The sequence below is a fragment of the Jiella endophytica genome (assembly GCF_004519335.1).
GTDB lineage: Bacteria > Pseudomonadota > Alphaproteobacteria > Rhizobiales > Rhizobiaceae > Jiella > Jiella endophytica.
Genome location: NZ_SOZD01000002.1, coordinates 931,585 through 955,407, shown reverse-complemented (window position 1 = coordinate 955,407; position 23,823 = coordinate 931,585). Strand labels below are relative to the sequence as shown.

The 23,823-nt window shown below is 66.9% G+C and carries 21 protein-coding genes and 1 pseudogene; 13 read left to right on the top strand and 9 right to left on the bottom strand.

Annotation, left to right across the window (positions count from 1 at the left end; translation table 11 throughout):
• The first annotated feature begins 70 nt into the window (after nt 1–70).
• Nucleotides 71–802 (top strand): glutathione S-transferase, encoded by a 732-nt coding sequence (locus tag E3C22_RS09445; RefSeq protein ID WP_134761726.1) that lies wholly within the window; start codon nt 71–73, stop codon nt 800–802.
• A 94-nt stretch (nt 803–896) separates the two neighbouring features.
• Here E3C22_RS09445 and E3C22_RS09440 read toward each other — a convergent pair whose 3' ends face one another.
• From E3C22_RS09440 to E3C22_RS24760, 4 genes and pseudogenes are all read right to left on the bottom strand, one after another.
• A complete protein-coding gene (locus E3C22_RS09440) occupies nt 897–1,727 on the bottom strand; it encodes a lytic murein transglycosylase (RefSeq protein ID WP_134761725.1) in 831 nt (276 codons plus the stop codon).
• Between the two features lie 249 nt (nt 1,728–1,976).
• Complete coding sequence (locus E3C22_RS09435) at nt 1,977–2,309, bottom strand: lipid-A-disaccharide synthase N-terminal domain-containing protein (RefSeq protein ID WP_134761724.1); 333 nt, start codon at nt 2,307–2,309, stop codon at nt 1,977–1,979.
• Nucleotides 2,310–2,317: 8 nt separating this feature from the next.
• Nucleotides 2,318–3,106, bottom strand: a complete 789-nt coding sequence (locus E3C22_RS24765; protein ID WP_245514894.1) for a glycosyltransferase family 2 protein — start codon at nt 3,104–3,106, stop codon at nt 2,318–2,320.
• A gap of 180 nt (nt 3,107–3,286) precedes the next feature.
• Nucleotides 3,287–3,724 (bottom strand): annotated as a pseudogene (locus tag E3C22_RS24760) (phosphatase PAP2 family protein); the annotation flags it as partial.
• A 490-nt stretch (nt 3,725–4,214) separates the two neighbouring features.
• Between E3C22_RS24760 and E3C22_RS09425 the strand changes: the two are divergent.
• The 3 genes from E3C22_RS09425 (at nt 4,215) to E3C22_RS09415 (ending at nt 6,541) form a co-directional block, all read left to right on the top strand.
• Nucleotides 4,215–5,693, top strand: coding sequence for an ArnT family glycosyltransferase (locus E3C22_RS09425; RefSeq protein ID WP_167591704.1), 1,479 nt, complete (start codon nt 4,215–4,217; stop codon nt 5,691–5,693).
• Between the two features lie 159 nt (nt 5,694–5,852).
• Entirely contained in the window at nt 5,853–6,122 is a 270-nt protein-coding gene (locus E3C22_RS09420) for a DoxX-like family protein (protein WP_134761721.1), read from the top strand.
• Nucleotides 6,119–6,541 carry a thiol-disulfide oxidoreductase DCC family protein gene (locus E3C22_RS09415; protein WP_134761720.1) on the top strand — a complete coding sequence of 141 codons (423 nt, stop codon included), beginning with the start codon at nt 6,119–6,121 and terminating at the stop codon, nt 6,539–6,541. Before E3C22_RS09420 ends, E3C22_RS09415 begins: the two co-directional genes overlap by 4 nt.
• Before the next feature lie 70 nt (nt 6,542–6,611).
• Here E3C22_RS09415 and E3C22_RS09410 read toward each other — a convergent pair whose 3' ends face one another.
• The 5 genes from E3C22_RS09410 to E3C22_RS09390 form a co-directional block, all read right to left on the bottom strand.
• Nucleotides 6,612–8,351 (bottom strand): caspase family protein, encoded by a 1,740-nt coding sequence (locus E3C22_RS09410; protein ID WP_206026922.1) that lies wholly within the window; start codon nt 8,349–8,351, stop codon nt 6,612–6,614.
• A gap of 228 nt (nt 8,352–8,579) precedes the next feature.
• Nucleotides 8,580–9,155: a DUF6101 family protein gene (locus tag E3C22_RS09405; protein WP_134761719.1), complete on the bottom strand. Its 576-nt coding sequence runs from the start codon at nt 9,153–9,155 to the stop codon at nt 8,580–8,582.
• Between the two features lie 179 nt (nt 9,156–9,334).
• A complete protein-coding gene (locus E3C22_RS09400) occupies nt 9,335–10,792 on the bottom strand; it encodes an FAD-binding oxidoreductase (protein WP_134761718.1) in 1,458 nt (485 codons plus the stop codon).
• A 96-nt stretch (nt 10,793–10,888) separates the two neighbouring features.
• Nucleotides 10,889–11,779 carry an SMP-30/gluconolactonase/LRE family protein gene (locus E3C22_RS09395; protein WP_134761717.1) on the bottom strand — a complete coding sequence of 297 codons (891 nt, stop codon included), beginning with the start codon at nt 11,777–11,779 and terminating at the stop codon, nt 10,889–10,891.
• Nucleotides 11,779–12,729: a 2-dehydro-3-deoxygalactonokinase gene (locus E3C22_RS09390; RefSeq protein WP_134761716.1), complete on the bottom strand. Its 951-nt coding sequence runs from the start codon at nt 12,727–12,729 to the stop codon at nt 11,779–11,781. Before E3C22_RS09390 ends, E3C22_RS09395 begins: the two co-directional genes overlap by 1 nt.
• Before the next feature lie 283 nt (nt 12,730–13,012).
• Between E3C22_RS09390 and corA the strand changes: the two genes are divergently transcribed.
• From corA to E3C22_RS09345, 9 genes are all read left to right on the top strand, one after another.
• Nucleotides 13,013–14,101 (top strand): magnesium/cobalt transporter CorA, encoded by a 1,089-nt coding sequence (gene corA, locus E3C22_RS09385; RefSeq protein WP_134761715.1) that lies wholly within the window; start codon nt 13,013–13,015, stop codon nt 14,099–14,101.
• 4 nt (nt 14,102–14,105) lie between these two features.
• Nucleotides 14,106–15,044, top strand: coding sequence for an alpha/beta hydrolase (locus E3C22_RS09380; RefSeq protein WP_134761714.1), 939 nt, complete (start codon nt 14,106–14,108; stop codon nt 15,042–15,044).
• 169 nt (nt 15,045–15,213) lie between these two features.
• Nucleotides 15,214–16,761, top strand: coding sequence for a putative bifunctional diguanylate cyclase/phosphodiesterase (locus tag E3C22_RS09375; protein WP_134761713.1), 1,548 nt, complete (start codon nt 15,214–15,216; stop codon nt 16,759–16,761).
• Between the two features lie 264 nt (nt 16,762–17,025).
• Nucleotides 17,026–17,364 carry a P-II family nitrogen regulator gene (locus tag E3C22_RS09370; protein ID WP_134761712.1) on the top strand — a complete coding sequence of 113 codons (339 nt, stop codon included), beginning with the start codon at nt 17,026–17,028 and terminating at the stop codon, nt 17,362–17,364.
• A 486-nt stretch (nt 17,365–17,850) separates the two neighbouring features.
• Nucleotides 17,851–18,672: a Flp pilus assembly protein CpaB gene (gene cpaB / locus E3C22_RS09365; RefSeq protein ID WP_134761711.1), complete on the top strand. Its 822-nt coding sequence runs from the start codon at nt 17,851–17,853 to the stop codon at nt 18,670–18,672.
• Between the two features lie 11 nt (nt 18,673–18,683).
• Complete coding sequence (locus tag E3C22_RS09360; RefSeq protein ID WP_134761710.1) at nt 18,684–20,285, top strand: type II and III secretion system protein family protein; 1,602 nt, start codon at nt 18,684–18,686, stop codon at nt 20,283–20,285.
• Between the two features lie 22 nt (nt 20,286–20,307).
• Nucleotides 20,308–21,060, top strand: a complete 753-nt coding sequence (locus E3C22_RS09355; RefSeq protein WP_245514865.1) for a CpaD family pilus assembly protein — start codon at nt 20,308–20,310, stop codon at nt 21,058–21,060.
• Nucleotides 21,060–22,337 carry a CpaE/TadZ family protein gene (locus E3C22_RS09350; protein WP_134761709.1) on the top strand — a complete coding sequence of 426 codons (1,278 nt, stop codon included), beginning with the start codon at nt 21,060–21,062 and terminating at the stop codon, nt 22,335–22,337. The genes E3C22_RS09355 and E3C22_RS09350 overlap by 1 nt, the downstream gene beginning before the upstream one ends.
• A 25-nt stretch (nt 22,338–22,362) precedes the next feature.
• Nucleotides 22,363–23,823, top strand: coding sequence for a TadA family conjugal transfer-associated ATPase (locus tag E3C22_RS09345; RefSeq protein ID WP_134761708.1), 1,461 nt, complete (start codon nt 22,363–22,365; stop codon nt 23,821–23,823).

Sequence of the window (23,823 nt, the reverse complement as noted above, 5' to 3'; positions counted from 1 at the left end):
CGGACAGCTCCGGCGCACCGCGGGACCGCCAGCAATCGACCCGCAGCAATCAGCCCGGAAGGGATCAGCGATGACATACGACCTCTATTACTGGCCCGGCCTGCCGGGTCGCGGCGAATATGTGCGGCTCGTTCTGGAAGCTGCAGGCGCTGAGTATCGCGATATGGCACGGCTCGACCGATCGCAGGGCGGCGGTGTCGAGGCGATGTTCGCCTTCATACGGGGCGCCAAGGGTCCGCGGCGGCCTCTCGCGCCGCCGTTTCTCGTCGACGGCGACATCATCCTCTCGCAGACCGCGGTCATCGTCGCCTTTCTCGGCGAGCGGCACGGCCTTGCCCCGGATCTCGAGGCGGACCGGATGTTCGCCCGGTCGATCGCGGCGACCACCGCCGATTTCGTCGGCGAGGCGCACGATACCCATCACCCGCTGGGCGTGGCGCTCTATTACGAAGACCAGAAGGCGGAGGCGGCACGGCGGGCTGAGGCTTTTCGCAACGAGCGGATGGCGAAGTTCCTCGGCTGGTACGAGGCGCTGATCGGCGACAACCCCGCTGGTTCGTCCTATCTCGCAGGCGACGCCCTGAGCTATGCCGATCTCGGCCTTTTCCAGACGGTCGAGGGGCTGCGCTATGCCTTTCCCCGCCGCATGAAGACGCTTTCGCCGGACTATCCGCTCGTCATGGCCCTTTGCGATCGCGTGGCCGCCGGACCGCGCATCAGCGCCTATCTCGGCAGCGACCGGCGCACGCCCTTCAACGAGGACGGCATCTTCCGGCACTATCCGGAACTCGACGGCGACTAGCGAGCCCAGCCACCCGCCAAAGAAAAAGGGCCCGGCGCCGATAGCGCCGAGCCCCTCAAATCGGTCGCCCCGCGGTCCGGGGCATTCGTTGCGGTCAGCTGGCGAGCTTGGACGCGAAGAGCGCCAGCGCCTTCTGATAGACGCCCGCGCGGTTCCATTCGCGCAGCACCGAGAAGTTCGGCTGGCCCGGCTGGTAGCCGGCGCCCGGACGCCAGCCGTGCTGGCGCAGGAAATTCGCCGTCGAGGCGAGAACGTCGGCCTTCGAGCGGATCAGGTCGCGGCGGCCGTTGCCGTCGCCGTCGACCGCGAAGCGCAGATAGTTCTTGGCGAGGAACTGGGTCTGGCCGATCTCGCCGGCCCAGGCGCCGCGCATCTGGTCGGCGCTCATGTCGCCGCGATCGACGATCGCCATCGCCGCGAGGAGCTCTTCGGTGAAGAAGGCCGAGCGGCGGCAGTCGTAGGAAAGCGTCGCCAACGAGGAGAACACCGGCATGTTGCCGGAATTGGCGCCGAATCCGGTCTCCATGCCCCAGATCGCGACGAGGATTTCCTTCTGGACGCCATAGCGCTTCTCGATCGAATTGAGCAGGCCGGCATTCTGCCGGATGATCCGCTTGCCCTTCGAGACGAAGGAGGAGGGCGCGCGCCGCGCCATGAAGGCGTCGAGCGACAGGTTCATCGAATGCTGGTTGCGATCGAGGCTGATCACCTTGGAAGAATAGCGCGTCGGCATCAGCGCCGACTGGATGGTCCGCTGGGAGATGCCGGCGCGGGCCGCCTCCTGGGCCATCTGCTGCTTCCACTGGTCGAAGCCGGCCGCCGAATTGCCGCATTGGGCAGCCTGCGCCGGCAGTGCGAAGACGCCGAGCATGACGGCAGTGACGGTCGAAAGGGCAAGGCCCGTGATCTTGGTGGGTCGGAGCATGTGGGGACTATCTCTCCTCTTGGAATTTCATCTTCGGCGTTGAATGTCTGCCTCTGGCGCGCATTGACCGTGAAGCAAACTGCGCGCTTCTCCCATGGTTTCAACACCGGGGGACGTCTGAAGGCCAGTCTTAGCGGGTTTCCGCCCGTCGCTACAGCGCGATCAACCCATCGTCATCGAAGCCTGAAAGGCTTTCCCTTTCGAAAACGGCGACAGTCGGGCGGAAGAAGAAATTTCCGGTTGCCGATGTTACCGGTTCGGGACTTCCAGGGTCTTCGTCTCGGCGAGTTCGCGTTTCTTCTCGCCGGCAATCAGAATGAGGTTGCGGGTATAGATGAAGAGACCGGCGCCCTGGCCGATGATGAACACCGGATCGCGCCGATGCAGCGCATAGACGAGCAGCAATGCGCCGCCGGCGAGGGAAAAGGTCCAGAAGGCGACCGGCACGACGGAGCGGCGGGCCCGCTCCGAGGCGATCCACTGGATCAGGAAGCGGGCGGTGAACATCGCCTGGGCGAAGAAGCCGAGGACGATCCACAGGTCGAACTGCTCGATGAAGACGTGATGAAGGAAGTCCCGCATCGTCTCGCCTACTCCTTGGTGGCCGTGACGTCTTCGATCTGGCCGGGGCTCCGGCGGCCGCGGCGCAGGATCCACCAGACGCCGAACAGATCGAGGGCGCCGCGGGCGGCGCGGTCGAAGATGCCGTAGTTCGACTGGCCGAACCGGCGCTGGCGGTCCTTCACGTCGAGATGGGCGATCGTCAGCTCCTCCCGCAGGACGAGCGCCGGCAGATAGCGATGCCAGCCGTCGAAATAGGGGAGCCGGCGGAACAGCTCGGTCGGCAGCGCCTTTAGCCCGCAGCCGGTGTCCCGGGTCGAATCGGCGAGGATCGCGGTGCGCAGCCGATTCGCCGCCTTCGAGGCGACACGCTTGGCGAAGCTGTCGGTGCGGCCGGTGCGCTGGCCGGCGACGAGGCCGCAGCGCTCGCCCGCTGCTTCGAGACGCTCGACCATCGCCGGGATGAAGGCGGGATCGTTCTGCCCGTCGCCGTCGATGGTGACGACGCAGTCGCCCCTGGCCGAGAGAACGCCGGTGCGCACCGCCCGGCTCTGCCCGGCGGAGCGCTCGTGGCGGATGTGGCGGACGTTGATTCCGTCGGCGCGCAGCGTCTCGATGGCCGCGGCCGTGGTGTCGGTCGAGCCGTCGTCGACCACGACGATTTCATGGCTGCGCGCCGCCAGCGCGGCGGCGATCTCGGGCACGAGCACGGCAAGGTTCGCCGCCTCGTTCTTCGCCGGAACGACGACGCTGACGGTGGCGAAGCTGCGTGGCCGCGCGCGCGCCGGCGCCGGCAAGGGGGAAGAAGACGTATCCATCGAATGGGGCTCCTCATAGAGAAAGCCGCCTTCCGCTGCAATCCGCCTTTGTTGAAGCCCTGACGACGCCCTGTTCGCTGCGACCGGCACGAGGCTGCGAAGCCTTGCGGCAAAGCCACTGAAGGCTGCGTCGATGGCTCTCCCGCGGGCACCGAGAAGAAGCGGGCGCAAGGCGACGATGGTCGTCAGCGTGATGATCCAGGAGACCAGGACGTCGGAGATGAAGTGGCCGCCGGCGGCGACGCGCGCCAGCGAGACCATCGCCACGATGGCGCCGAAGCCGATGCCGAGCGGCAACCTGTCCCTGCGCGGCAGGATGAAGACCAGCGCCAGGATCGCCGCTGCCGAAGCGGCCTCGCCGGAGGAAAACGAGCAGTTGCCGCTGCACTCGCCGGCAAATTGCCAGACCGGCGTGAAGTCGAGGCTGCCGCCGAAATCGATGAGGTTGCGCGGGCGGGGCCGGCCGGCGGTGCTCTTCAGGAAGGCGTTGACGATCAGGCCCGGAGCGATGGCGTAGACCGCGAGGATATAGAGCCCCTCGCAGGGGCGCAGCAGCCAGCGCGGCGTGGGAACGCTCAGCCCCGCGAGGATGGCGATAACGCTCGCCGCGATCGCCATCGCCGTCATGCCGTTGCCGATATCGCGCACGGTCGCGAGGTCGGCGCTGCTGGCGCCGAAAAATCCCCGGCCCTGTTCATAAAACAGTGCGCTGACGGCGATATCGATGCCGGGAAAGCAGACGAAGAACAGGCTGACGAAGGCCAGAACGATGGTCAGCACGACCAGCGAACGCTGCGGACGGGACGAAGATGGCCCGGCGCGTTCGTCCGGCCTCGTCGTCGAGGCGCTCGCCCCGCCCTTGTCCACCTTTTCGGGCGCCGGCGCGCGGGATCGGGACGGCCGAGCGGCTGGGGCCGGTCCTGCGTCCATGTTGCTGTTCCTTGCACTGCTTCGCGCGTTCGGTCAGTCTGTGCTGACCCATCACGCCCGCCACGCTCTTGCAGCATCGCTGCGGAACATCGCAGACGACGCACAATGGCCGCCTTTAGCGCCTCCACCTTTAGCCAATATGACACTTCCGACGACCGACATCCGTGATGCCGCCAGAGTGACCGATCGGCTACAGGACCGCTCTCTGGGGCTGTCGGCCCTGGCCGCGATTCTCGCCGCGATCGCCCTCGCGCGGCTTCTGGCGCTGATCGTCTCGCCGAGCGAACTCGGCTTCGACGAGGCGCAATATGTCCTGTGGGCGCGACATTTCGACTTCGGCTATTTCACCAAGCCGCCGCTGATCGCCTGGATGATCGCCGCCGAATCGCAGGTCTGCGGGACCGGCGCGGCCTGCGTCCGTTCGGTCGTGCCGCTGGTCAATTCGGCGACGGCCTTCGTCCTGGCTCTGCTTGCCGCAAGACTCTATGGCGTCAGGACGGGCTTCTGGACCGGGCTGTTCTTCGCGATCATGCCGGGGATCGCTGTCTCCTCGTTTCTGATCACCACCGATCCGCTGCTCCTGTTCTTCTGGAGCGTCGCCCTCTACGCCGTCTTCCTGCAGATCGAAGAGCCGGGTCTCAGGCCGGCGCTGCTCTTCGGCCTCGCAGCCGGGCTCGGGCTCAACGCCAAATATGCGATGATCTACCTGCCGGCGCTGGTGGCGCTCGCCGGGGGCCTGCTGCCGGAGCTCAGAAGCCGGCTGTTCCGCCGCGAAAGCCTCGTCGCGCTCGGCGTGATGACGCTCCTCATCGCGCCGAATCTCGTCTGGAACGCGCTCAACGGCTTTGCCACCTTCGAACACACGGCCCATGACAATATCGGCTGGAGCCTGTCGCGGCTGAACGCCAGGAAGGGCTTCGAGTTCTTCGGGGCGCAGTTCGGCATTGCCGGCCCGGTGATCTTCGGGGCGATGCTGAACGCCCTCATTCTCAAGGCGAGGAGCGAGCGGCCGCGCACCGACGTTCTCCTGCTGATCCTCTCCTGGCCGATCCTCTTTGCGATCACCATCCAGGGATTTCTCGCCCAGGCGAACGTCAACTGGGGAGCGACGGCCTATCCCGCCGGCGCCATCGTGGCGACCGCCCTCGTCGTCCGGCACCGCTGGAGCTTCTTCTTCTGGACCAATCTGATCGTCTGTGGGTTGGCCTCGCTGGTCATCCTTCTCGGCACCGCCTTCTTCGATCCCGGCGAGGCGCCCGGCGCGGGCAAGCAGTTGCGCCAGCTTGCCGGCTGGGAGAAGACGGCCGAGAGCATCGAGGCGCTTGCGGCCAAGACCGACGCGAGACGGATCGTCGTCGAGAGCCGGGCGCTGACCGCCGGCATCGCCTATGCCTTGCGCGATTCCGGGCTTGAGGTTTTCGGCTATCTGCCGAAGGGCGAAAGCCCCACCGACCAGTTCCAGCTCGAGCAGCCATGGAACGGCGACGACGACCGGGAGGGCACGCTGCTCTTGGGCTTTGGCAAGGGCGATCTCGACCGTCTCGGTGCCTCGCTCGTCGCGATCATCGATGCGCCGATCTATGCGGCGGACGACGGAACGATGCCGGTCTACGGTTTCGGCAGCGGCCGGAAAGGCGCTGATCCGGCGCCGCGCTGACGATGTTGCGAGCAAGGGCATGACGCGGGGTGCTCCGGCGGCTAGGGTCGTCTTGCCGGCACCCTCCGCTCGATCCCGAAACACCCGCCTTGACCTATCTCGTCCTGAAGTTCCTCCATGTCCTCGGTGCGATGGTGATCCTCGGCACAGGCACGGGAGATCCTCGTCGAGGCAGGTTTCGCACTGCCCCTCGCCAATCTCGTCACGGCCGTTTCGAGCCTGATGGACATCGGTATCGGTTGCCTGATTGCGTTCCGGCAGAGCTGCCGGGCCGGTCTTTGGCTCGGTATCGCGGTGTCGCTTTCCTACATGATGGGGGCGGCGATCCTGACACCGGCGATGTGGCTGGAGCCGCTCGGCGCGCTGGTCAAGACCGGGCCGGCCATCGTCCTGATGATGGTGGCGCTCGCGACCCTGGAGGAGAGATGAAACGGGAAACGCCCTGGCCGGACGATGGCGTGATCCTCTATGACGGCGTCTGCGTGTTTTGCTCCGGCTGGGTCCGTTTCATCGCCGAGCGGGACAGGGCAGGCCGCTTCCGCTTCACGCCGATCCAGTCGCCCTATGGCGCGGCCATGGCGAGCGCCCTCGACATCGATCCTGCCGATCCCGATACCAACGCCGTCGTGGTGGACGGCCTTGCCTATCTCCGGTCGGATGCCGCGCTCGCCATCCTTTCGCGGCTGCCGGGCTGGCGGTGGACGCGGATCGGCTTCCTTGTACCCCGGCTGCTGCGCGATCGGCTTTACCGTCTGGTCGCGGAAAATCGCTATCGCATCTTCGGAAAGCACGAGGCCTGCGCGCTTCCGCCCGCAGGCCTCAAGGAAAGGGTCGTCACCGAGCTTTGAGGCAGGCCCCGCATCGAGGCGATGCGGGGTCCCGGCGATCGAGGTGCTACGCGACCGTTCGGCTCCAGCCTCAGCGGCGGATCGCACCGCCGATGATGCCGCCGACAAGGCCGCCGAAGAAGGCCGCTTCGCCGGCGCTCGGGCCGCTGCTGCGGCGCGGCGAGACGCGGCGGACCACCCGGGGCTGGGACTTCTGGCGCCGCGGCTGGGAATAGCTGCGGGTCTCCCTCGCAGGGCTGGGGCTGTAGTTGCGCGCTTTGGGCGGAGCCGGCGGCGTGTAGGCGGCGAGGGCCGCCTGGGTCTGCTGGACCAGGAGATCGTATTGCGGGCGGTTGAAATAGCCGCTGACATGGAGGCTGCGGGCGCTCTGCCAGGCGACGATGGCATTGCGGGTGTTCGGCCCGAAGGCGCCGTCCGGGGTGCCGCAATTGAATCCGGCAAGGTTCAGCCGCAGCTGCGCCTCCCTGCGCTGGTCGCGGCTGAGCCCGAGCACCGCCTCGGTGCCCTCGCCGGAAATCATCGCCGCCGAGGGATTTGCGCCGGAGGACGCCGCCGCATCGGGCAGGGCCGCCTGGAGGTCGGAGGTGGCCGGCTGCGGCGCCGGGGTCTGGTTGCCGAGGCTGGCGACGACGTTGTTGCCGGCCGGGCCGGGAAGGCGGGCGATCTGCTTGCGGGCGTTGGCCGCATAAAGACCGTCCGGGAAGGTCTCCAGATAGGCCTCGTAGTCGACCCGCTGGCCGGACTGGCGGGCGAGATTGTAAAGCGCGGTCTCGCGCTTCAGCGTTTCGGCGTCGTCGCCGCTGCGGGTGACGGCGACGGCCGGCCCGGCGTCGGTGGCGGTGGTCACCGGCTCGACCGCCGGCGAAAGCGCCACAGCCGGCTCCAGCGTGGCGACCTTGGTCGTCTTCGGATTGAGATAGACCTCGCCGGTCAGCGACGCGTTGATCCACGGCCGCTGCTGGTTCTTGGTCGACTGCAGCACCTGGCCGGTCACCCGCGACATCACCACCTGGATATCGGTGTCCGGTGCCTCGATCTGGTCGAGAAAGGCCTGGGTGAAGGGCGAATGGGAAGTGCCGTCGCCGTCATAGGCGACCTCGTCCGGGCTCGTCGCATAGATGATCGCCGTGCCTTCGCCGCCATCGCCGTCGATGTCGATCTTGGCGAGGCCGTCGGTGACCTTGGCGGAGCGGCTGAGCCCCTTCAGCGAGCGGGCGAGCGAGCGCGACAGCGGATTGTCGCGACAGGCGTCGAGCACGACGAGGCGCACGGCGACGTCGTAGCGCATCTGCCGGGTGATGAAGTCCATCGACACGGCCATGAAGTCGAGATCGGAGGGATCCTCGAAGGCGGCGTCGATCGGCACGAGATAGTTCTTGCCGTTCACCTGCATGCCGTGGCCGGCATAGAAGAACATGCCGACATCGGCGCCGCGCACCGCCTTGGCGAATTCCTGGATGGTCGAATCCATCTGCGACTTGTCGAGGTCGTAGCCCTCGATCACCTCGAATCCCAGCCGCTGCAGCTTCAGCGCGATGGCCCGCGCGTCGCGCGAGGGATTTTCGAGGGTGACGGTGTTGCGATAGGCGCTGTTGCCGACGACGAGGGCGACCCGCCGCTCTTCCGTGGCGGCGCGGGCATCGACGGGGGCGAAGGTGCCGAGAACGGCGATCGCCACGGCGAGAAGCGGCGCGAGACCGGCGAGAAGCAGCCGCGAAAACGGCCCTGCAGCCCCGTCGGCGCGAGCCGGCCTTGTCTGCGGGAGATGGCCGCGCTGCTGGCGAGCCGGATGAGAAACGGGCTTTTCCACGCGCCTACCCCTTCAAGTAGTTTCTTCCGATGCGACACGCACGCAAGGGTATTCCCCAACGCAGCGAATGGCAACAAAAGAGTGGAAAGTCCAGAGCAAAAAATACCGCCCTATCCTTGCGGAAGGGCGGTGGAGAAATCTGGAGGTCAGGCAACCCTGCTACGGGTTGCAAGTGGAACGAACAATTGTTCGGCAATCAGCCTGCCGGGCAGTCACCTGCCCGAACCATCAGCGGCGAGCGATGATCTCCTCGCCCTCGACGATCATCCGCATGCCGAGACCGGGCTTGCGGCGGGCGAGGAAGCGGGGGCGGCGCTGGCGATGCGGCGCGGCGCGGCGGGAGACCGGCTTGGCGGTGCGAACCTGGCCGACGGTCTCCTCGAGCGTCACGACGCTGCCATCCGCCTCGATCATCAGCATCGGCAGGCCGAACAGCTCGGACCAGCCGCGCCAGTCGGCGGCGACGTCGAAGAGATCGCTCGCCACCAGGAGCGGCACGGTGCATTTCGCATCGTCGTGATAGAGTTCGAGGGTCACCGTCACTTCGCCTTGATCCGTCTCCATTGCCCGGGCGGCAACGCCGCGGAACACGCGGGGCGCAAGTGCAACAGATATCGGCAGGCCGCAACCCGGCAGCGTGCGGCGGATCACCGCGCCGCGCCGGTCGACGCGATAGGTGACCTCTTCGCCGTCCTCGATGGTGGAAAAGCTCTGGTGCCGATCGCAGTCGCGCGGATCGAGCCGCACCGGAGCGCCGGCCCAGATCGGGCGGGTAGAGGTCTGTGCGTTCTGGGCGGTGGTCATGGATGACGCCTTCTGTCTCTCCTGAGAGCCGCATTGGCGGCCCGGGTCCCTGTTCCGACGGCCAGTGTGTTCCCGGCCTTTCGATGGGATCAGAATAGACAGCGCCTCTTGCCCGTGCGCTAAGAAAGTCAGTTAAGTCTTCCTGACTTTCACGACGGTTAGCGAAATAGAAATTTGAATCAAATCTGAAGGAGCTTGCCGGGGTTTAAGATTTCGTTGGGATCGAAGAGCCGCTTGATACCGCGCATCAGCTCCATCTCCAGCGCCGGCTTGGTGGCGGCGAGCTCGTCGCGCTTCAGAAGGCCGATGCCGTGCTCGGCCGAAAACGTGCCGCCGCAATCGGCGACGATGCCATGGACCTTGGCGTTGACCTCCCGCCAGTGGGAAAGAAACTCGTCCCTGTCGGCGCCGACCGGCTGCGAAATGTTGTAGTGGACGTTGCCGTCGCCGAGATGGCCGAAGGAGCAGATCCGCGCTTCGGGGATCGTCTCGAGGACGGCGGCATCGGCCGCCCGCAGGAATTCCGGTACCCGCGCCACCGGCACGGCGACGTCGTGCTTGATCGAGCCGCCTTCCGGCTTCTGCGCCCAGCTCATCGATTCGCGCATGTGCCAGAAGGCCTTCGCCTCGGCGATCGACTTGGCGATGGCGGCGTCCTCGACCAGACCCGCCTCGAAGCCCTCGGCGAGCAGCACCTCCATGGTGTCGCGCGCGTCCTCGGCCGAGCGGCTGGAGGAAACCTCGACGAGAATATACCAGGCATGCGGCTCGGCCATCGGGTCGCGGGCGCCCTCGATGTGCCGAAGCACGAATTCGAGCCCCAGCCGCGGCAGGAATTCAAAGCCGGTGAGGCCAGAGCCGGCATGGCGCTCGGCGAGATGCAGGAGCGCCAAGGCATCTTCCGGCGAGGCGACGCCGGCATAGGCCACCTCGCGGCCGGCGGGGCGGGGAAAGAGCTTCAGCACCGCGCCGGTGATGACGCCGAGCGTGCCTTCCGAGCCGACGAGGAGATTGCGGATGTCGTAGCCGCGATTGTCCTTCTTGAGTCTCCGCAGGCCATGATGGATTTCGCCGGAGGCGAGCACCGCCTCGATGCCGAGGCAGAGGTCGCGGCTGTTGCCATAGGCAAGGACGCCGGTGCCACCGGCATTGGACGCCAGATTGCCGCCGATCTGGCAGGAGCCTTCCGAGCCGAGGGACAGCGGGAACAATAGCCCGGCCTCCTCGGCCGCCTCCTGGACGCGTTGCAGGACGACGCCGGCATCGACGGTGATGGTGCGGCCGGCCTTGTCGACCTCGCGGATCCTGTCGAGCCGCTGGAGTGACAGGACCACCTGGCCGAGCGAGCGCGGCGACTGGCCGCCGACGAGGCCGGTATTGCCGCCCTGCGGGACGACGGGCGTCTTCGTCTCGTTGGCAAGCCGCATGATCGCGGCGACCTCCTCGACGTTTCTCGGCCGCAGGACCACCGACGTATGCCCGGGAAAGAGCCCCCGCGGCTCCTCGAGATAGGGCTCGATGTCGCTCGGCTGGGTGAGGGCGTTCGTCTCGCCGACGATGGCAGCGAAGCGGCCGATCAGCGCGTCCGGAAGCGGCGCGTCGTCGGGGTCGGCGGGAAGATCGAAGGCTGCTGACATGGCCGCATCATCCGGTTTCGTCTCGGTGGAACTTCAGATAGGAGAGCGCCGCGCCGGATCGACGGATCCTGCCGGCATACGGCCCGTGGCCAGCCGTCAGTTCACCATGACCACCGGGTCGTGGCGGCCGGTCGTCGCAAGGTCGAGAAGGAAGGTCATCCCTGCCTCCGGGGCCTTCGCCCGCTCGTCGTCGGTCATGCCCTCCTGGGCGCTGGTGACGAGGAGCTTGCTGGCGTTTCGGCCGACGAAGGCCGGGCAGGTGACCTTGGCAGCGGGGACGGCGATGTCCTCGACATGCCGGCCGTCGGCAGCAAGCACGCTGACGCAGGCGCCGTCCCATCGCGCGACATAGAGCTGTCCGGCGGCGTCGACGACCGCGCCGTCAGGGTCGCCCGGCAGGTCTGCGTCGCCGAAGGGCTGCGGCTCTGCGAGCGGCAGCCCCGTTGCGGGATCGAGCGCGACGCTCATGATCCGGCCGACGCGGGTGTCGGTGAAATAGCCGCGGTCGCCGGCCGGCGAAAAGGCGATGCAGTTGGTGATCGAGATGTCGCCGAAGAGCTTGCGCAGCTCGCCCTTGCGATACCAGTAGATCGAACCCTTGCGGTCCTCGGCGCCCTTGCCCATCGTGCCGATCCAGAATGCCCCGGAAGGATGGGTGCGCGCGTCGTTCGAGCGCGTCGTCGGATCGTCCGCCTCGATGGCGAGATGCTGGCTGAAGCCGCCGGTGGCGATATCGCGAAAGATCAGGCCATGCTCGGTGACGAGCAGCTGGCGCTCGCCATCGACGCGCGCGAGAGCGCTCGCCATGAAGGGCAGCGGATGGGCGACGGCCTCGTCGGTCCCGACGCGATACTCGTGAAGCGTCCGGCCGAGAATGTCGAACCACCAGGCGGTGTCGGTGATCGGGTCGTAGGTCGGTCCCTCGCCGAGTTCGCAGCGCGTCGGCCCGAGGGCCCTTGCCGGCGTGCCGGCGGTGGTGGATGTCATCATTGCCTCCCCGTCCCGTTCAGTCTCTCCGGCCAGATCTGCCGCCCGGCGGCCAGCAGGCCACGGCGGGTGGCGTCTTCGGCGTCGGCGCGCGTCACGATGAAGCCCGCCTGCCTCAGGGCCGCCTCGTAAAGCTCGGCGAGGGGGCCGGAGGCGACCAGCGTCACCGTCTCGAAGGACGGGTAGAGGCTGTGCGCCGCGCCGATCTCGGCGCCGACCAGCGTGCCCGAAAGCGCCGCCGCACCGTCGGAACGTTCCGCGAAGCCGAGAAGTTGCCCGGCCCTCAGAGCGAAGATCCGGGCGAGGGCGGTTTCCGGGGTGTCTGGCCGGAGCGCCGCGAGAAACGCCTCGCTGACGCCCTTGGGTCCGGTCTCTGGGTCGACGGCATGTTTGAGGATCGAGTGGCGGGAGAGGACGTCGAAGAGTTCGCCGGTCATGAAGGTCGAGAAGGCGGCGATCGCGCCGTCCTCGAAACGCACCCATTTGGAATGCGTGCCCGGCATGCAGACGAGGTCGTCGGTTCCGGCTGCAGCAAGCCCCATCAGCTGGGTCTCCTCGCCGCGCATGACGTCCGGCCTTTCGGGGTCGCCCTGGGAGACGCCGGGGAGAATGCGCACCTCGCCGAGGTCGCAGGCGACCGCGACCGCCCGTTCGGCGAGGTTTTCGGCAAGGGCGGGAACGGCGACATAGGGCGCCTCGCACCAGCCCTGGCGAGCGCCGGCCATGCCGCAGATCAGGACGGGAAGGCCGGGGGGCGCTTCGACGGCCGAAAGATGCCGCGACAGGACGGTCTCGAAGCCCACCTCGGCGGCGTGCATCATGCCCTCGCGGCCGCGGCTTTCGGCAAGGATCGTCCCCTCCCGGTCGGCGAGCCAGAGCCGGAAGCTCGTGGTTCCCCAGTCGACCAGCGCGATCGCGGCGGCGTTCGAGACGGGGCGGTCGTTCGCCATTGAGCCCTTCCAACCAACGAAAGATGTCCCCGGAGAAATCTCGCGGGCGCCGCGGGGACCGGCGGCGAGGCGAAGGTCCCATTCATCGAAGATCGGCGCGTGGCCCGCAAGGCATTTTCTCGCGCTTCCGGTATCGCGCCGGGCTGCCGCCGGTGACGAGCGATCCGCGCCATTTCGTCGAAATGCGCAAGGGCAGGCGGAAGGCGGAGTGGAACCCGCCCGGCGAGTCGGCTCTTCTCTCCCGGGGCTCAGACTGCCGAAGAAAGCCGAGGGACGACCGCCGATGCTAAAAATGACCGGCCATGGCAGGCGCAAGCGAAAGCGCGAGGCGGCCAAGCGCTCGGCGATCGGCGCGCCGCCGGGCAGCCTCGTTGCCGATCCCGACGCCGTCCACACCCGGCTCTCGGCGATCGCCGTCGGCGCCGGCGCGGCTCGCCGCCTCGACGGCTGCAGTCTCGACGAGGCGCTGGCGCTGCGACAGGACGGCGCCAGGCTCTGGCTCGACTGCACCGGCCTTGCCGACATCGATCTCATCGGCCGGATCGGCGCCGCCTTCGGCCTGCACCCGCTGTCGCTGGAGGATGTCGTCAACACCGACCAGCGGCCGAAATGCGAGGTCTATGACGCCCACGCCTTCGTCGTCATGCGGATGCTGACGGGGGAGGAGAGCGAGCAGCTGTCGCTGTTCTTCGGCGAAGGATTCGTGCTCACCTTTCAGGAGCGACCCGGCGACGCCTTCGATCCGGTGCGAAAGCGCATCGACAAAGGCGCCCCGCGGCTGAACGAGGGCGGCGCGGACTATCTCGCCTATGCGCTGATCGACGCGGTGGTCGATGGCTATTTCCCGACCGTCGACCAGCACGGCGCGCGGCTCGACGCCATCGAGGAGGCGATCTTCGAGGACGTCGAGGCGGTGCAGGTGCCGGAGCTTCACGCCATGCGCCGGGAACTCTTCACCATGCGGCGCTTCCTGCGGCCGACCCGCGACGCGCTGGGGGTGATCCTGCGGCTGGAGCGGCCGTTCCTCGCCGAGGAAACCAAGGTCTATTTCGCCGACGTGCAGGACCATTGCGATCAGCTTGTCGATCTCAACGATACCTATCGCGACACCGCCTCCGGGCTGATCGACCTGCACATGACGCTGTCGGCGGCGAAAACCAACGAGGTGATCAATCTCCTCACCATCGTCTCGACGATCTTCATCCCGCTCGGCTTTCTCGCCGGCCTCTGGGGGATGAACTTCAACCCGGAAATCTCTCCCTGGAACATGCCGCTCACCCAGTCGCCCTATGGCTATCCGATCGCGCTTGCGGTGATGGCGCTCGTCGCCGGCGGGCTGCTCCTGTTCTTCCGCAAGAAACGCTGGATCTGACCTGATGCTGGACCGCCAGGCACGCGCCGTTCTCGACGATCTCGCCCGCAAGCAGGCGGTGCAGGTGGAGCCCCGCGACGCGGTGCAGAAACTTGCCCAGGCCCGGGCGATAACCGCCTCGCTCGCCGACTATTCCGGCGACCCGCCGGATGGGGTTGATAGCGAAGACATCGCAGTCGCACGCGCCGGCGATGCGACATTAGTGGAGATCCCGGTGCGTCTCTACCGGCCGGCGGGCGGCCACGACGCCATGCTGGTCTGGTATCACGGCGGCGGCGCGATGGCGGGATCGCTGGAGAGTCACGACGTCGCCCTTCGCCAGCTTTGCGCGGCGACCGGCCGTCTCGTCGCCTCGGTCGACTATCGGCTCGCGCCGGACCATGTCTCGCCGGTCCCGCAACAGGATTGCATCGCCGCGACCCGGACCCTGACGGCGATGGCGCCGGACCTTGGATGCCGGCCGGACACGGTCGCCATCGGCGGCGATTCCATCGGCGGCCTCTTCGCCGCGGTGGTGGCGCTGGCCCTGAAGGCCGCCGGCGAGGCAATGCCGGACAGGCTGGTGATGCTCTATCCGAACACCGACCTTCGGCCGGACAGGCCGTTCGCCTCGCTGAAGACCGAGGCAGGCCATGTGATGACCGAAGACTCCCTTGCCTACGAGAATTCGCTCTTCGTGCCGGATCCCGCCGACCGGTCGGATCCGGCCGTCTCGCCGCTTCTTGCCGAGGATCTTTCCGGCCTGCCGGCGACCCTGGTGGCGACCTGCGAGCATGATCCGCTGCGCGACGAAGGCGAGGCATTCGCCGCGCGTCTGGAAGAGGCGGGCGTCGCCGTGACCACGAGGCGCTTTCCCGGGATGATCCACGGTTTCCTGCAGATGGACGGCTGGATCGGGGCCGCGGCCGATCTGAGGCGCCAAGTCGCGGACCATCTCGGCTGAGTGGCACCGTCAATTGTAGAGCCTGATGGTTTCGGCAGGTTGTATTTTAATCAATGGACAATACAAGATAGTATGTTGCAGTATATATCTTAAGTCAGGGATATTGAATAACTACGTTTCATTAGAGTTCTTGTGTTCTCTTCGCGGCAACCGCTGACAGGGAACCGCCATGAAATTTGGCTCGAACGAGGCGAAACGCGACGCGATCGTGCTGGCGGCACTGATCGTCGCCGTCTGGGCGCTCGCCATCTGGTCTGATTTCTCCGAGACGATGCACCATTTCCTGGCGGCCCACGAAGGGTGGCAGGCGGACGAGTTCCTGGTCAGCCTGGCGATCCTCGGCGCCGGCGCGACGATCTACGCCTATCGGCGGATGCACGAACTTCGCCGGGTGGTGCGCGTGCGCGACGCCGCCGAAGGGCGGGCGGTTTTCGCCGCCTATAGCGACGTCGTCACCGGGCTCTTCAACCGCCGCTACATCGAGACCTACCTGCCCGAACTCAAGGCCGCGGACGAGACGCTCGGCACGATCTTCGCCATCGACCTCGACGGCTTCAAGAAGGTCAACGATCTCGTCGGCCACGAGGGCGGCGACAAGCTGCTCACCGAGGTCGCGCACCGCCTGGTCAACTATTTCCCCGACGGGGTCTGCGCCCGCCTGGGCGGCGACGAATTCGTCGTGGTCGCGCCGCGCATTCCCGAGGACGAGGTGCTGGCGGTCGGCGAGGGCCTGATCGGGGCCATCCGCAAACCGGTGACGATCGACGAGATCGAGGTCGAGGTCGGCGCTTCCGTCGGCATCGCCGAGATTCCCTCCGAGGGCGGCGACTGCAAGGCGGCGATCCACGATGCCGACCTTGCGATGTACACTGCCAAGCGCGACGGCGAAAATCTCGTGCGGCGGGTGGATCCGGCAATGCTCGCCGCCTTCCGCGAGCGGCTGGATCTCGAACGCGCATTCCGCGCCGCGCTCGCGCAGGATCTCATCCGGCCGCACTACCAACCGCTGATCCGCCTCGAGACCGGCGACATTCGCGGCTTCGAGGCGCTGGCGCGGTGGACGATGGCCGACGGTACCGCGATCCCACCCTCGGTGTTCATCCCGCTCGCCGAGGAGAACGGCCTGATCACCGAACTGTCGGAACGGCTGCTGCGCCGCGCCTGCCTCGACGCGCAAGGTTGGCCGAAGGAGGTGTTTCTTACCTTCAACCTCTCGCCGCTGCAGTTTTCCGACCCGCTGCTCGGCCTGCGTATCGTCCAGATCCTCGGCGAGACCGGCATGCCGCCGAGCCGGCTGGAAATCGAGATGACCGAAAGCGCCATCGTCAAGGATTTCGAGGGTGCGGTGAAGACCATCCGGCAGTTGCAGGGCAGCGGCATCAGGGTGGCGCTCGACGACTTCGGCACCGGCTTTTCCAGCCTCTCTCAGCTCGCGCTGATCCCGTTCGACAAGATCAAGATCGATCGCAGCTTCACCAGCAGCTGCCGCGACAACGCCAAGCAGAGCTCGATGGTCCGCTCGATCATTGGTCTTGGCCATGGCATCGGCGTCGCGACCCTCGCCGAGGGCATCGAGAACGCCGCGCAGTTCGAGCTCCTGAGGGCGATGGGCTGCGAATACGGCCAGGGATTCCTCTTCGCCCGGCCGATGCCGCCCGAAGAGGTTGCGGGCTATCTCGGCCTTGCCAGTGTCGAGCGCCTGCCGCTCAGCGCCTGAGCCGGGACTATGCCCGGAAATCTGCACGTGCTATAGGCAATTGCCTAGAAGTTATTCATTTCGATGAGATTCAAGGCTGCCTTACGGGGCGCCAATTCGCGTCATCGCCGGTAAAATTCGCCATCTCACGGAAGAGTCGCAGCCGGCGATCATTTGGCACGTTCCTTGAATCTGTGATCGACGTTACCTCGGCGCGACCGTACCGCGCGGGGCAACGGTTCAACGCGGCCGCCAAGGCGTCGCCGCCCAAGATTCGAGGTGCACATGAAAATCGTGATGGCGATCATCAAGCCATTCAAGCTGGACGAGGTGCGCGAAGCGCTGACCGGCGTCGGAATTCAGGGACTGACCGTCACCGAGGTCAAGGGCTATGGCCGCCAGAAGGGGCACACGGAGATCTATCGCGGCACCGAATATGCCGTCAGTTTCCTGCCCAAGCTGAAGATCGAGGTGGCCGTGCCGCTCGACATGGTCGACCGGGCCGTGGATGCGATCCAGCAGGCCGCCAAGACCGGCCAGATCGGCGACGGCAAGATCTTCGTCTTCGGCATCGACCAGGCGGTGCGGATCCGCACCGGCGAGACCGACGCCAACGCTCTCTGAGCCGAAGGCCTTTCCGCGAGGGGGCACGGCGCGAAGGCGTGTCCCGACCCTGCGGCTGCCGCATCCGCTTGCCGGGTGAGGCGAGCACCCGCGGGACCTTCCCTGAGGCTGCATCGCCGCCCGTCGTCCGAGCGTTGAAGTTGCGGTGCGGCAGTTCCGGCGCCTACCGCCCCTCCACATCCTTCTGATCTCGCCTGGCGCATGGCCCCCGGCGGCGCTTCGAGCTTGCCGCTGCGACCGCGACCGTCCGCTGTCCGCCCCCGTTCCACCAGCCTCCTCGGTGAAGTGTTTCCGGCGATGGCGACGCGTTCCCTGCCACAGGTTTTGCCCGGTTCCCCTGCGAAACCGGGTGCGCAAGACTGTCCTGTGAACAAAGTTTTACAGATTCCTCGATCCGGATAGGTTTCGTTAACCATACATTGAGGTTTTGCAGCCGATAACAGGCGTGAACAGCCGGAATGCCGGCCCGTTGACGGGAGTTGTCGGATGAGCCTTGCAAGGATCGCGGTGATTGGCGTGGCGACGCTCGCCGCCCTCGGCGCAGGACTGCTTGCGCTGAACCTGTCGCAGTCCGAGCCGCAGGAGCCGGTGATCATCACCGCTGCGCCGGCGCAGCCGCCGATCCGCCTCGTCGACGTCCTGGTCACCAAGAGCGAAGTGCCGATGGGCAGCGAGGTGAGCGGCTCGCTCGGCTGGCAGAAGTGGCCGGAGGACGGCGTCGGGCCGGATCTCGTCCTGAAGTCCTCCAAGCCGAACGCCGTCGACGAGTTCAGCGGCGCCATCGCCCGGCAGTCCTTCTTCGCCGGCGAACCGGTGCGCGAATCAAAGCTCATCCGGCCCGATCACGGCTTCCTCTCGGCGATCCTCGACGAGGGCAAGCGTGCCGTCGCGATCCGCATCTCCGCCGAAACGGCCGCTGGCGGCTTCATCCTGCCGAACGACCATGTCGACGTCATCATGACGAGGCGTGCCGACAGCGCCGACGGCAAGAGCCAGAAGCTTTCCACCGAGACCGTGCTGCGCAACCTGCGCGTCCTCGCCATCGACCAGTCGGTCGAGGAGCAGAACGGCCAGAAGGTCGTCGTCGGCCAGACCGCGACCCTCGAGGTCGATCCGTCGCAGGCCGAGGCGCTGACCGCCGCCCAGCAGATCGCCGACCGCCTGGTGCTCTCCCTGCGCTCGCTCGCCGATTCGGTTCCCGGCTCGCCCGGCTATGCCCGCTTCCTGCTCGAGCAGGAAAAGGCTCAACGCAACAAGATCCGCGTCGTGCGCTACGGCCGCATCGACGACGTCACCACGTCGCAGTGAGGGTGAGACAGATGCCGACCCGTTTTTGCCCGCCGACCCTCAAGAAGACCCTGCGCAGCGCCTTCGTCGGCCTCCTCGCCGCCACGACGGGTGTCGCGCCGGCCTTCCAGATCACTCCGGCTGCGGCCGAGCAGGCTGTCGTCAACGTCAGCCAGGCCCGCCAGACGATCAAGCTCGGCCTCAACAAGTCGAAGGTGATCGTGCTTTCGGCGGACGCCCACGACATCCTCGTCGCCAATCCGGCGGTGGCCGACGCCGTCACCCGCGACGCCCGGCGGATCTACGTCTTCGGCAAGCAGATCGGCCAGACCAACCTGGTCGTCTTCGATACCGCCGGCCGGCAGATCGCGGCGATCGACATCGAGATCGAGCGCGACATCACCGGCCTCGAGGCCTCGATCCGCAAATACGTGCCGGACTCCGACGTCAACGTCGAGATGCTGAACGACAACGTCATCCTCACCGGCCACGTCCAGACGCCGCAGGATGCCGCCAAGGTCGAACGCCTCGCCAATCTTTTCGTCAGCGGCGGCGAGGGCACCACTGGCCAGTACATCCAGTCCGCATCCGCCTCCGGTGCGGGGGCAGGTGCCGGCGCCGACGTCGCCTTTGCCCAGGAACGCCGGCGTGCGAGCCAGATCGTCAACCTGCTGCAGATCGCCGGCGAGGATCAGGTGACGCTGAAGGTCACCGTCGCCGAGGTGCAGCGCTCGATCGTCAAGCAGCTCGGCCTCGACGGTACGCTGTCTTCGGCGATCGACGGCGTCACCTTCGGCCTCGTCAGCGACAATCCCTTCGGCCTCGGCAAGGCGTTGTCGGGGAGTGCCGGCACCCTCAGCGGGACCATCGGCACCAGCTCGGTCGATGCCGAGCTCTCGGCCCTCGAACAGGCCGGCGTCATGCGCACCCTGGCCGAGCCGAGCCTGACGGCGATTTCCGGCGAGAAGGCGAGCTTCAAGGTCGGCGGCACGTTCAACGTTGCCGACGGCAAGACCGAAGAGCCCGAGGATCGCACGCCCATCCTCAATTCCGACGGCAACATCGTCGGCTACGACACCACCCCGGCGAAGATCACCTATAACAGCAAGGAGATCGACTACGGCATCGGCCTCGACTTCACCCCGGTGGTGCTGTCGGCCGGGCGGATCAACCTGAAGATCCGCACCAGCGTCTCCGAGCCGACCTTCGAAAGCCCGTTCTCCATTCCCCGAGGCGTCGCGCCGGCCGTCAACATGATCGGTCTGAGGAAGCGTCTCGCCGACACCACCGTCGAGATGCCTTCGGGCGGCTCGCTGGTGATCGCCGGCCTCGTCCGCGACGAGGTGCGCCAGGTGGTTTCGGGCCTTCCCGGCCTCGCAAAGATTCCGGTGCTCGGCTCGCTGTTCCGCAGCCGCGATTTCCAGCGCTACGAGACCGAACTCGTCGTCATCGTGACGCCCTATCTCGTGCGCCCGGTCGCCCGCCAGGCGCTGGCCCGGCCGGATGACGGCTTCGCCCTCTCCAGCGACGGCTCGGCCAACTTCCTCGGCCGGCTGAACCGGGTCTACGGGCACATGGAAACCAAGCTTCCGCCAGGCCGCTACTACGGCGTCGTCGGCTTCATCTACAAGTGACCGCTCGAGGGATCGAACGACCGTGACCCAGCCCACTCTCTCCACGCGCACGCCCTGCCGGAAGTCTGCCGGAGCCGCCCTGAGGGCGCCCGCCATCCTCGGCCCGACGCTCCTCGTCCTGACGCTCCTCGTCCTGACGCTGGTCGCCGGCTGCGCCAATGTCCACCACGTCGAGGTCGGCGCGATTCCGGACGACTACCGCACGCGGCATCCGATCGTCGTCGCGGATGCCGAGACGGCGATCGACATCCCGGTCTCCGCCTCGGAGGACCGGCTGACGATCTCCAGCCGCAGCCGGGTCGAGGAATTCGCCACCCATTTCAACGCCGACCGGGTCGATACCATGCGGGTGCTCGTCCCTTACGGCTCGGCCAACGAGCGGGCGGCCGACCAGGTGTCGCGCGATATCGTCAGGACGCTGAAGAAGCACCGTGTCTCCGGCAAGCAGATCATGGTGATGCCCTATTCGGCGGTCGGCGATACCGGCCCGACGCCGATCCGGCTGGCCTATTCGACGCTCGTCGCCAAGACCGGTCCGTGTGGCCGCTGGCCCGAGGATCTCGGCGATACCAGCGAGAACAGGAACTACTACAATTTCGGCTGCGCCAGCCAGCAGAACCTCGCCGCCCAGATCGCCGATCCGCGCGATCTCCTCGGGCCGCGCGGCATGGATCCGTCCGACGCCCAGCGGCGCACGACGGTGATCGACAAGTACCGCAACGGTGAGGTCACCAGCGCCGACCCGGTGGACGCCGAGACCGACTACGACTGGTGATGGGAAACATGTCGATGGAACAGACGCTCACCACCGCCGCCGAGCCGTCGCCGACGGAGGATCGCCAGCAGATCGACAAGGTCCGGCCGATCCCGCGGATCTCGATCCAGGCCTTCTGCGAGACAGAGGCCGTCGCCGCGCCGATCCAGAAGGCCGGCAGCGACCGACGCATGGCCAAGGCTCACCTGAAAGTCCAGATGGGGGGCATCAAGGCCGCGACGGAACATTTCCAGTCGGCCCCGACGCCCAATCTGGTGATCCTCGAATCGCGGCTCGCCCCCCTCGATCTCCTCACCGAGCTCGAGGTCCTCGCCGATTTCTGCGATCCGGGCTCCAAGGTGGTGATTATCGGCCACTACAACGACGTCGCGCTCTACCGCGACCTCATCCATCGCGGCATTTCCGAATATCTCGTCGCGCCGATCTCGCTCGGCGACGTGATGACGGTGATCGGCGAGCTCTTCGTCGCCGAAGGCGCCGAGCCGCTCGGCCGCACCATCGCCTTCGTCGGCGCCAAGGGCGGCGTCGGTTCCTCGACGGTCGCCCACAATGTCGCGTGGTCGATCTCCAAGCTGTTCTCCACCGACGTGGTGCTCGCCGATCTCGACCTCGCCTTCGGCACCGCCAACATCAATTTCGACCAGGACCCGGCCCAGGGCATCGCCGAGGCGCTGCAGTCGGCCGACCGCATCGACGACGTCTATCTCGACCGGCTGCTCTCCCAGTGCGCCGAGCATCTCTCGCTGCTCGCGGCCCCCTCGATGCTCGACCGCACCTACGACTTCGAGGGCGACGCCTTCAACGCGCTGATCGACATCGCCCAGCGCGGCGCCCCGGCGGTGCTGCTCGACGTCCCGCATGTCTGGAACGAGTGGACGCGCACGGTGCTCTCCCGCGCCGACCAGGTGGTGATCACCGCGGCGCCGGACCTTGCCAATCTGCGCAACGCCAAGAACCTCGTCGACACGCTGGTGAAGATCAGGCCGAACGACACGCCGCCGTCGCTGATCCTCAACCAGCTGGCGATGCCGAAGCGGCCGGAGATCTCGGCCAGCGAGTTCACCGAGCCCCTCGGCCTCGAGCCGCTCGGCGAGATCGGCTTCGATCCGGGGGTGTTCGGCAATGCGGCCAATAGCGGCCGGATGATCGCCGAGACCGATGCCAAGCATCCGTCGGTCGCGGTGTTCCAGCATGTCGCCCATGTCCTGACCGGGCGGGGCGAGGCGAAGAAGGCGAAGAAGCCGAGCCTGCTCGGCCGGCTCCGCCTGAAATCGTAAGGCCTCGGGAAGCGGGAATCAGGAAATGTTCGGCAAGCGCGGAAACGAGAAGGCGCCTCCAAGGACCGTCGCGACCCTGCCACGGCCGGCCGAGCCGCAGGCTGCGACCGCCGCGCCGCGGGCGCCGGCGCCACAGCCGAAACCTGCACCACAGCCGGCAGCCGCGGCGCCGCGCCCCGTGCACGACAAGAGCCCGGAATATTACGACCGCAAGAGCCAGGTCTTTGCGGCGCTGATCGACACGATCGACCTGTCGCAGCTCGCCGGCATGGAGCAGGACGCCGCCCGCGAGGAAATCCGCGACATCGTCAACGACATCATCGCGATCAAGAATTTCGCGATGTCGATCGCCGAGCAGGAAGAGCTGCTCTCCGACATCTGCAACGACGTTCTCGGCTACGGCCCGCTGGAGCCGCTGCTCGCCCGCGACGACATCGCCGACATCATGGTCAACGGCGCCCGCCAGACCTTCATCGAAGTCGCCGGCAAGGTCGAGCAGACGGCGATCCGCTTCCGCGACAACCAGCAGCTCCTCAACATCTGCCAGCGCATCGTCAGCCAGGTCGGCCGGCGCGTCGACGAGACCTCGCCGATCTGCGATGCGCGCCTTCCGGACGGCAGCCGCGTCAACGTCATCGCGCCGCCGCTCTCGATCGACGGCACGGCGCTGACCATTCGAAAGTTCAAGAAGGACAAGCTGACCCTCGACCAGCTCGTCCAGTTCGGGGCGATCACGCCGGCCGGCGCCGAGATCCTGCAGATCATCGGCCGCGTCCGCTGCAACGTCGTCATTTCCGGCGGTACCGGCTCGGGCAAGACGACGCTGCTCAACTGCCTCACCCGCTACATCGACGAGGACGAGCGCATCATCACCTGCGAGGACTCGGCGGAGCTGCAGCTGCAGCAGCCTCATGTCGTGCGTCTCGAGACCCGCCCGCCCAACATCGAGGGCGAGGGCGAGATCACCATGCGCGACCTCGTCAAGAACTGCCTGCGCATGCGCCCCGAGCGGATCATCGTCGGCGAGGTGCGCGGACCCGAAGTGTTCGACCTGCTGCAGGCGATGAACACCGGCCATGACGGATCGATGGGAACGATCCACTCCAACTCGCCGCGCGAGTGTCTCAACCGTATGGAATCGATGATCGCCATGGGCGGCTATTCGCTGCCGTCTCGCACCGTCAAGGAGATCATCACCGGCTCGGTCGACATCATCGTCCAGGCCGCGCGCCTGCGCGACGGCTCGCGCCGCATCACCCACATCACCGAGGTGATCGGCATGGAAGGCGACGTCATCACCACGCAGGATCTCTTCGTCTACGAGATCGTCGGCGAGGACGCCAACGGCCGGATCATCGGCCGGCATCGCTCGACCGGCATCGGCCGTCCCGCCTTCTGGGACAGGGCCCGCTACTACAACGAGGAAAACCGCCTCGCCCGGGCGCTCGATGCGAGCTCGGTCGACAACGCCGAAGCGGATCGCTGA